Consider the following 7,953-nt stretch of genomic DNA (forward strand, 5'->3'; position numbering starts at 1 on the left):
CCGCCCGGCCGGTGTCCCCACCGCCGGCGCCGGTATCACCGCCCCGGCCCGCACCGGTCCACCCGCCGAAGCAGCGCCGCCGCACCACCCCTCCACCGGCCGCGCCGCCGCCCGGCTTCCAGCCTCCCAAGGGGTACGTCCCGGTGCCGGTCCGCCGTCGGCGGCGCTGGCCCTGGATGCTGCTGCTCAGCGTCGCCTGCTGCTGTGGCGCCCCGCTCTGGTGGGCCAAGCCGCTCACCGAGCAGTACCCGGCCAGCGCCGCCCTGCCGGACGAGGTGGCCGGCCTGCGGCTGCGGGAGGACGAGCGCAGCCAGGCGACCGCCGAGAAACTGGAGGCCGAGGTACGCCAGGCGCACGTGCTCGCCGAGGACACCTTCGCCGGCGTCTACACCACCTCCGACGGCAAGCGGGTGACCGTCTTCGGCGGCACCGGTTTCCGGCTCAGCCCGGAGTCGGACGCGAACGCCGAGATCGCTCGGCTGACGGACCGGTACCAGCTCGCGTCGGCGGTGCCGGTGCAGACCAGGGTCCGGGGCCGGTACGAGCGCTGCGCGGTCGGCGCCGCCGACGGCGACACGGTGGTGGTCTGCACCTCGGTCGACCACGGCAGCCTCACCACCGGCGTCTTCACCCGGCTGTCGGTCGACGACAGCGGCCGGCTGCTGAACGTGCTGCGCCGACAGATCGTCACGCCGAACCAGTCCTGACCCTCGCCCCGGCGAGGTCTCGAACACGTAAAGGCACCCGTTTCGCGCCGATTTCAACCGGCTCGAAGCTCATAATCGGCGACATGTCGCGGCGTTGGCTGTTCGCCGATCAGCTGGGGCCGCACTTTCTCGACGACCGGCGGCAACCGGTCCTGCTGATCGAGTCGAAGGCGGTCTTCCGCCGTCGGGTCTACCACCGGCAGAAGGCCCACCTGATCCTCTCCGCGCTCCGGCACCGCGCCGCCGAACTCGGCGAGCAGGCGATCTTCCTGCGCACCGAGACCTATCGGGAAGCGCTGAAGCAGGTCCGCGAGCCGCTGGAGGTCTGCCACCCCACCTCACGGCGGGCGCTGGCCTTCGTGCGCGGGCTGGACCGGGTCACCGTGCTGCCGGCCCGCGGCTACCCGACGAGCCTGGCGGACTTCGCCGAGTGGGCCGACGAACGCCGGGGTGCGCTGCGGATGGAGGCGTTCTACCGGTTCGCCCGGCAGCACCACGGCGTGCTGGTCGACGGGGACGAACCGGTCGGCGGCCGGTGGAGCCTGGACGTCGAGAACCGCGAGCCGCCCCCGAAGGAGGGGAAGCTGGACGTCCCGCCCGCGCCGATGCCGAGGGAGGACGACATCGACGCCGAGGTCCGGGCCGACCTGGACCGCTGGGAGCGGGAGGGGATCCGGTTCGTCGGCCGGGACGGGCCGCGCCGGTTCCCGGCCACCGGCAAGGAGGCCAAGGCCCGGCTGCGGCACTTCCTCAAGCACCGGCTCCCCGCGTTCGGCCCGTACGAGGACGCGATGCTCTCCACCGATCCGTGGCTGGCGCACAGCATGCTGTCGTCCTCGTTCAACCTCGGGCTGCTGGACCCGATGGAGGCGGTCCGCGGGGCCGAGCAGGCGTACCGCACCGAGGCTGCGCCACTGCCCAGCGTGGAGGGCTTCATCCGGCAGGTCCTCGGCTGGCGGGACTTCATCTGGCACACCTACTGGTACTTCGACGCCAGCTGGCGGAACAGCAACGAGCTGGGCGCCCGCGGGTCGCTACCGGCCTGGTGGACCGAGCTGGACGCGGACGGGGTGGACGCGCGGTGCCTCGCCGACGTGCTCGCCGGGGTCCGGGACCGGGCCTGGGTGCACCACATCCCCCGGCTGATGGTGCTGGGCAACTACGCGCTGCAGCGCGGCTGGCGCCCGGCCGAGCTGGTCGAGTGGTTCCACACCCGCTTCATCGACGGCTACGAGTGGGTGATGACCGCCAACGTGGTCGGCATGAGCCAGTACGCCGACCTGGGCCGGATGACCACCAAGCCGTACGTAGCCGGCGGCGCGTACATCAACCGGATGAGCGACTACTGCGGCGGCTGCCGGTACGACCCGCGCAAACGCCTCGGCGAGAACGCCTGCCCGTTCACGGCCGGTTACTGGGCCTTCCTGTCCCGCAACCGGGACCGGATACCGAGCAACGCCCGGATGGCCCGCACCATGAAGCAGATGGACCGGCTCTCCGATGTCGACGCGGTCGTCGACCAGGAGCGCCGCCGGGGCGCGGCCGCCCCGTGACGGCTCAGGCGGCGCCGTCGCCCGGGGTCTCGCTCCGGCGCGGGGCGTACCGCGGCACGTACTCCTGACCGGTGAGCTTCTGGATCTCGCTCATCAGCTCGTCGGTCATCTCGCGCAGCGAGGCCCGGTCGTCGGGCCGGCCGGTGAAGTCCAGCGGCTTGCCGAACCGGATGCCGATCTCGGCCCGACCGGGCCGGGGCACCCGCGTCCCGATCGGCTGCGCCTTGTCGGTGCCGGTCACGCCGACCGGGATGATCGGCACGCCGGCCGCCACCGCCAGCCGGGCCGCACCGGTACGCCCCCGGTAGAGCCGGCCGTCCGGCGACCGGGTCCCCTCCGGGTAGACGGCAACGAGGTCACCGGACTTGAGCACCGGAATGGCAGCGTCGAACGCCGACAGCGCCGCCCGGCCGCCCGCCCGCTCCACCGGGATGGCGCCCAGCCCGGTCATCACGAACTTGGAGAAGGCACCCTTCACCCCGGTGCCCGTGAAGTACTCCGCCTTGGCCCAGAAGGCCAGATGCCGGGGAACGACGGTGCCCAGCAGCAACTCGTCGGTGACCGAGAGGTGGTTGCCTGCGAAGATCGCCCCGCCGGTCGCCGGGATGTGCTCCAACCCCTCCACGTGCGGACGGAAGGCCAACCGGAGCGTGGGCGCCACGGTGAGCTTGCCGATGGTGTAGAGCAGGGGCACTGGTCCTCCGGCGGTCGCGTGCTGAACAGGCGGTGTCACGGTAGCGGACGGCACCATGCCCACCCCAGCGGGTGGCGGGCCGCCCGAGTGGTGGTCCGGCGACGCCAAGTCACCGGACCACCCCCATCAGCACCTCATACCCGACGGACGGCCACCGTCACCCGCTCACCCTCGCCGACCTCGCCGGCGAAGCCCTCCACCTGGTCCGCGAAGTCCACCCGATCGGCCAGCACCTCCCGGGCCACGAAGTCGCGGTACGCCGACACCGCGGCCCGCACCTCCTCCGACGCCGAGAGCGTCACGACGATCCGGTCCGAGACGTCCAGGTCGGCGTCCCGGCGGGCCTGCTGCACCACCCGGACCACGTCCCGGGCCAGCCCCTCGGCGGCCAGCTCCGGGGTGACCTCGGTGTCCAGCACGACCACGCCCTCACCGCCGGGCAGCGGCGCGGACTGCTCCACGTCGGCGGCGACCAGGCGCAGCTCGTACTCGCCCTCGGCGAGGGTGACGCCGGCGGCGACCGGGGCGCCGTCGACCAGCTCCCACTCCCCCGCCTTGACCGCCTTGATCACCTGCTGAACCTGCTTGCCGACCCGCGGGCCGAGCGCCCGGGGCACCACGGTCAGCACCTGCTGGCAGTACGCGGACACCTCCTCGGTGAACTCCACCGCCTTCACGTTGACCTCGTCGGCGACCAGGTCGGCGAAGGGTCGGAGCTGGGCCGCGACCGGCGAGGCCACGGTCAGCTTCGACAGCGGCAGCCGGACCCGCAGGCCCTTCGCCTTGCGCAGCGACAGCGCGGCCGAGGCGACCGCCCGGACGGCGTCCATCGCGGCGACCAGCTCGTGGTCGGCCGGGAACTCGCTGGCCTCCGGCCAGTCGGTCAGGTGCACCGACCGCTCGCCGGTGAGGCCGCGCCAGATCTCCTCCGCGGTCAGCGGCGCCAGCGGCGCCACCACCCGGCAGAGCGTCTCCAGCACCGTCCACAGCGTGTCGAACGCCTCGGCGTCACCCGACCAGAACCGGTCCCGCGAGCGGCGGACGTACCAGTTGGTCAGCGCGTCCAGGAAGGACCGGACGGTGGCGCAGGCCCCGGAGATGTCGTACGACTCCATCTGGCCCTGCACCGTGGTGACCAGCTCGTTCGTCTTCGCCAGCACGTACCGGTCGAGCAGGTCGCCGGCGGCGGCTCCGCCGCCGCCAGTCGGCTCAGCGTCGGTCCGCCGCCTGGCCGTGTACCCGTCGGCGTTGGCGTAGAGCGAGAAGAAGTACCAGACGTTCCACAGCGGCAGCAGCACCTGCCGGACGGCGTCCCGGATGCCCGCCTCGGTGACCGGCATGTCCCCGCCCCGCAGCACCGGGGAGGACATCAGCATCCAGCGCATCGCGTCCGACCCGTACGCGTCGAAGACGTGGTACACGTCCGGGTAGTTGCGCAGGCTCTTGGACATCTTCCGTCCGTCCGAGCCGAGCAGGATGCCGTGGCTGAGGCAGTTGCGGAACGCCGGCCGGTCGAACAGCGCGGTGGCCAGCACGTGCATGGTGTAGAACCAGCCGCGGGTCTGTCCGATGTACTCGACGATGAAGTCGCCCGGGTAGTGGTGCTCGAACCAGTCGCGGTTCTCGAACGGGTAGTGCACCTGGGCGAACGGCATCGAGCCGGACTCGAACCAGCAGTCCAGCACCTCCGGCACCCGGCGCATCATCGACTTACCGGTCGGGTCGTCCGGGTTCGGGCGGACCAGCTCGTCCACCGCCGGCCGGTGCAGGTCGGTCAGGCGGACGCCGAAGTCCCGCTCGATCTCCTCCAGCGAGCCGTACACGTCGACCCGCGGGAAGTTCGGGTCGTCGGACTTCCACACCGGGATCGGCGAGCCCCAGAACCGGTTCCGGCTGATCGACCAGTCGCGGGCGTTGGCCAGCCACTTGCCGAACGAGCCGTCCTTGATGTGCGCCGGGGTCCAGTTGATCTGCTGGTTCAGCTCGACCATCCGGTCCCGGAACCGCGTCACCGCGACGAACCAGGACGACACCGCCTTGTAGACCAGCGGGGTGTCGCAGCGCCAGCAGTGCGGGTACGAGTGGGTGTAGGTGTCCTGCTTGAGCACCACCCCCCGCTCCTTGAGCTCCCGGATCACCGGCTTGTTGACGTCGAAGACCTGCTCGCCCTGGTACGGCGGGACGAGCGAGGTGAACCGGGTGTGGTCGTCCACCGTGACGATGGTCGGGATGCCGGCCTCGTTGCAGGTGTTCTGGTCGTCCTCACCGAAGGCCGGGGCCAGGTGGACGATCCCGGTGCCGTCCTCGGTGGTGACGAAGTCCGCGCCGAGCACCTGGTACGCGTTCGGGCCGGCCTGCTCCACGAGGAAGTCGTAGAGCGGGGTGTACCGGCGCCCGACCAGGTCACGGCCGTACACCGTGCCGACCTGCTGGTACCCCTCCAGCTCCTTGGCGTACGCCGCGAGCCGGGCGGCGCCGACGACGTACCGCTCGCCGTCCCGCTCCAGCACCGCGTACTCGATGTCCGGGCCGACCGCGAGCGCCAGGTTGGACGGCAGGGTCCACGGCGTGGTGGTCCAGACGCCGAGGTTCACCGCTCCGCGCACCGGCTCCGGCGCGCTCTCGTCGGGGGTCAGCTCGAACCAGACGCTCAGCGTCGGATCGTGCCGGTCCTTGTAGACGTCATCCATCCGGGTCTCGGTGTTCGACAGCGGCGTCTCGCACCGCCAGCAGTACGCCAGCACCCGGAAGCCCTCGTAGACCAGACCCTTGTCGTGCAGGGTCTTGAAGGCCCACATGACGCTTTCCATGTAGTCCAGGTCGAGGGTCTTGTAGTCGTTGGCGAAGTCGACCCAGCGGGCCTGCCGGGTGACGTACCGCTCCCAGTCCTGGGTGAACTCCAGCACCGAGGTGCGGCAGGCCTCGTTGAACCGGGCCACGCCGAGGTCGAGGATCTCCGCCTTGCTGGTGATGCCGAGCTGCTTCTCGGCCACCACCTCGGCGGGCAGGCCGTGGCAGTCCCAGCCGAACCGGCGCTCCACCCGGCGCCCGCGCATGGTCTGGTAGCGCGGCACCGCGTCCTTCACGTAGCCGGTGAAGAGGTGGCCGTAGTGCGGCAGGCCGTTGGCGAACGGCGGGCCGTCGTAGAAGACGTACTCGTTCTTCCCGTCCTCGCCGGCGGGGCGGGCCTCGACGGAGGCCTCGAAGGTCTTGTCGGCCGCCCAGTGCTCCAGGACCCGGCGCTCGACCGCGGGCAGGTCCGGGCTCGCCGGGACGCCGGCGGCGGTCGGGTCGTGCAACGGATAGGCCATCGGGGGTCGCTCTCCTCAGCAGCTCACTGTCATGTGGGTCTGCGAGGACGAGCCTTTTCGGGTACGCCTCGACGGCGCGCCCGAGCGGCCCGCGGTACCACCCCGCTTGGCGGTCAGGATCGACCGCCCGCTCGTTGGCCGGCTGTGACGGGCCGGTCCCGTCCGGTTCTACTGGGCCGGTCACCCGGCTGTTCTTCCGGAGGCTCGCCGGTGATGGCCGGGTCGTCGCCTGTGTGCCGACAAGCGTACTCGACCGGCCGGGTGTTCCGCCGCCGAGTATCGGCCCGGGTCTACCCGGTGACCGCCGTCACCGTCACGGTGCTGCCCACGGGCCCGTCCTCGTTGATGCAAACGACACGACGAATCGGGAGGTCTTCCGTGAGAGTTCTGGTGGCGGGCGCCGGAGGCGCCATCGGCGTACCGCTGACCCGCCGGCTGATCGAACACGGACACGAGGTCCACGGCCTGACCCGGGACCCGGGCCGCGGCCGGCGGCTGGCCGACCGGGGCGTCCGGCCGGTGGTGGCCGATGCGATGGAGAGGGACGCGCTGCTCCGGGCCGTCGACGGCCTGGCCGCCGACGCGGTGATCCACGAGCTGACCGCGTTGACCCGCACGCCCACCCGGCACAGCGGCATGGCCCAGACCAACCGGCTGCGCACCGAGGGCACCACGAACCTGCTGGCCGCCGCCGAGGTGATCGGCGCGCGACGGTTCCTCACCCAGTCGATCGTGCTCGGGTACGGCTACCGGGACCACGGCGACCGGCTGCTCACCGAGTCCGACCCGTTCGGCGAGCCGCAGGGCACGAAGGTGGACCCGCACCTGGCGGCGATGCGCGCCACCGAGCAGCAGGCGTTCACCGCCCCGCATGGACGGGATCGCCGCGCTGACCCGCGGCTAGGCTGCGGTGGTGATCCGGATCGAGCTCGACGAGCCGACGCTGGCCCGTACCCGGATCGCCACCAGCCCGCTCTGGGAGGTGCTCACCAGCCTCTACCTGCTGGAGCGTCACCCGGGCGAGGTGCCGTGGCCGTACACCGGCTGGGCGCGGCACGCCCGCCGGGTGCTGGCCGAGGTTCCGGCGGCCGCGCCGGCCCGGCTGCTGGTCGCCCCCGACGGGCGGGCACCGGACTTCCTCACTCCGATCCCGCCGACGCCGGCGCCGGCCCTGGCGGACGAGCTGGCCGTGCTGCGGGCCACTCCGCCCGAGGTGATCGCCGAGCAGATCGCGCACTACCACCGCACCGACGACCTGCCCGACTGGCTGCACCCGTTCGTCACCGACCGGGAGGTCGCGCTGGACCGGCTGGCCGACGGCATCCAGGCGTACTGGGACGCGGCGATCGCGCCGTGGTGGCCGGCGATGCGGGCGGCGCTGGACGAGGAGGTGCTGCACCGCGCCCGGGCGCTGGCGGCCGAGGGTCCGGACGCCCTCCTGGCCGAGCTGCACGATCGGGTGCGCTGGGAGCGGCCGGTGCTGACCCTGGTCAAACCGCTGGAGCACAGCTTCCGGGCGGTGAACCAGCGGCTGCTGCTGATCCCGCTGATCTTCTCCCGGGGCGCACTGAGCTGCTCCACCGACCACCCCGAGATCGTCGCCGTCTCCTACCAGGCACGCGGGGCCGCGCTGCTGGCCGAGGGCGGCCCCGCGTGCCTGGTAGGAGACGGCGACGATCTCGGGGCGG

General features: G+C 72.2%; 4 protein-coding genes and 2 pseudogenes. 4 read left to right on the forward strand and 2 right to left on the reverse strand.

Going from position 1 to position 7,953, the window contains the following annotated elements:
* A pseudogene (locus tag DKL51_RS12915) lies at positions 1-707 on the forward strand (hypothetical protein); the annotation flags it as partial.
* Positions 708-790: 83 nt separating this feature from the next.
* Positions 791-2,260: a cryptochrome/photolyase family protein gene (locus DKL51_RS12920; protein WP_109948333.1), complete on the forward strand. Its 1,470-nt coding sequence runs from the start codon at positions 791-793 to the stop codon at positions 2,258-2,260.
* A 4-nt stretch (positions 2,261-2,264) separates the two neighbouring features.
* Here DKL51_RS12920 and DKL51_RS12925 read toward each other — a convergent pair whose 3' ends face one another.
* Together DKL51_RS12925 and ileS are read right to left on the reverse strand one after the other, a co-directional pair.
* Positions 2,265-2,954, reverse strand: a complete 690-nt coding sequence (locus DKL51_RS12925) for a lysophospholipid acyltransferase family protein (RefSeq protein ID WP_109948334.1) — start codon at positions 2,952-2,954, stop codon at positions 2,265-2,267.
* A 134-nt stretch (positions 2,955-3,088) separates the two neighbouring features.
* A complete protein-coding gene (gene ileS, locus DKL51_RS12930; protein ID WP_109948335.1) occupies positions 3,089-6,265 on the reverse strand; it encodes an isoleucine--tRNA ligase in 3,177 nt (1,058 codons plus the stop codon).
* A gap of 345 nt (positions 6,266-6,610) precedes the next feature.
* Between ileS and DKL51_RS37130 the strand changes: the two are divergent.
* Together DKL51_RS37130 and DKL51_RS36300 are read left to right on the forward strand one after the other, a co-directional pair.
* A pseudogene (locus DKL51_RS37130) lies at positions 6,611-7,045 on the forward strand (NAD-dependent epimerase/dehydratase family protein); the annotation flags it as partial.
* Positions 7,046-7,178: 133 nt separating this feature from the next.
* On the forward strand, positions 7,179-7,953 hold a 775-nt coding region (locus DKL51_RS36300; RefSeq protein ID WP_124812084.1), incomplete at its 3' end, for a transcriptional regulator.

This window comes from Micromonospora globispora, assembly GCF_003857015.1.
Lineage (GTDB): Bacteria > Actinomycetota > Actinomycetes > Mycobacteriales > Micromonosporaceae > Micromonospora > Micromonospora globispora.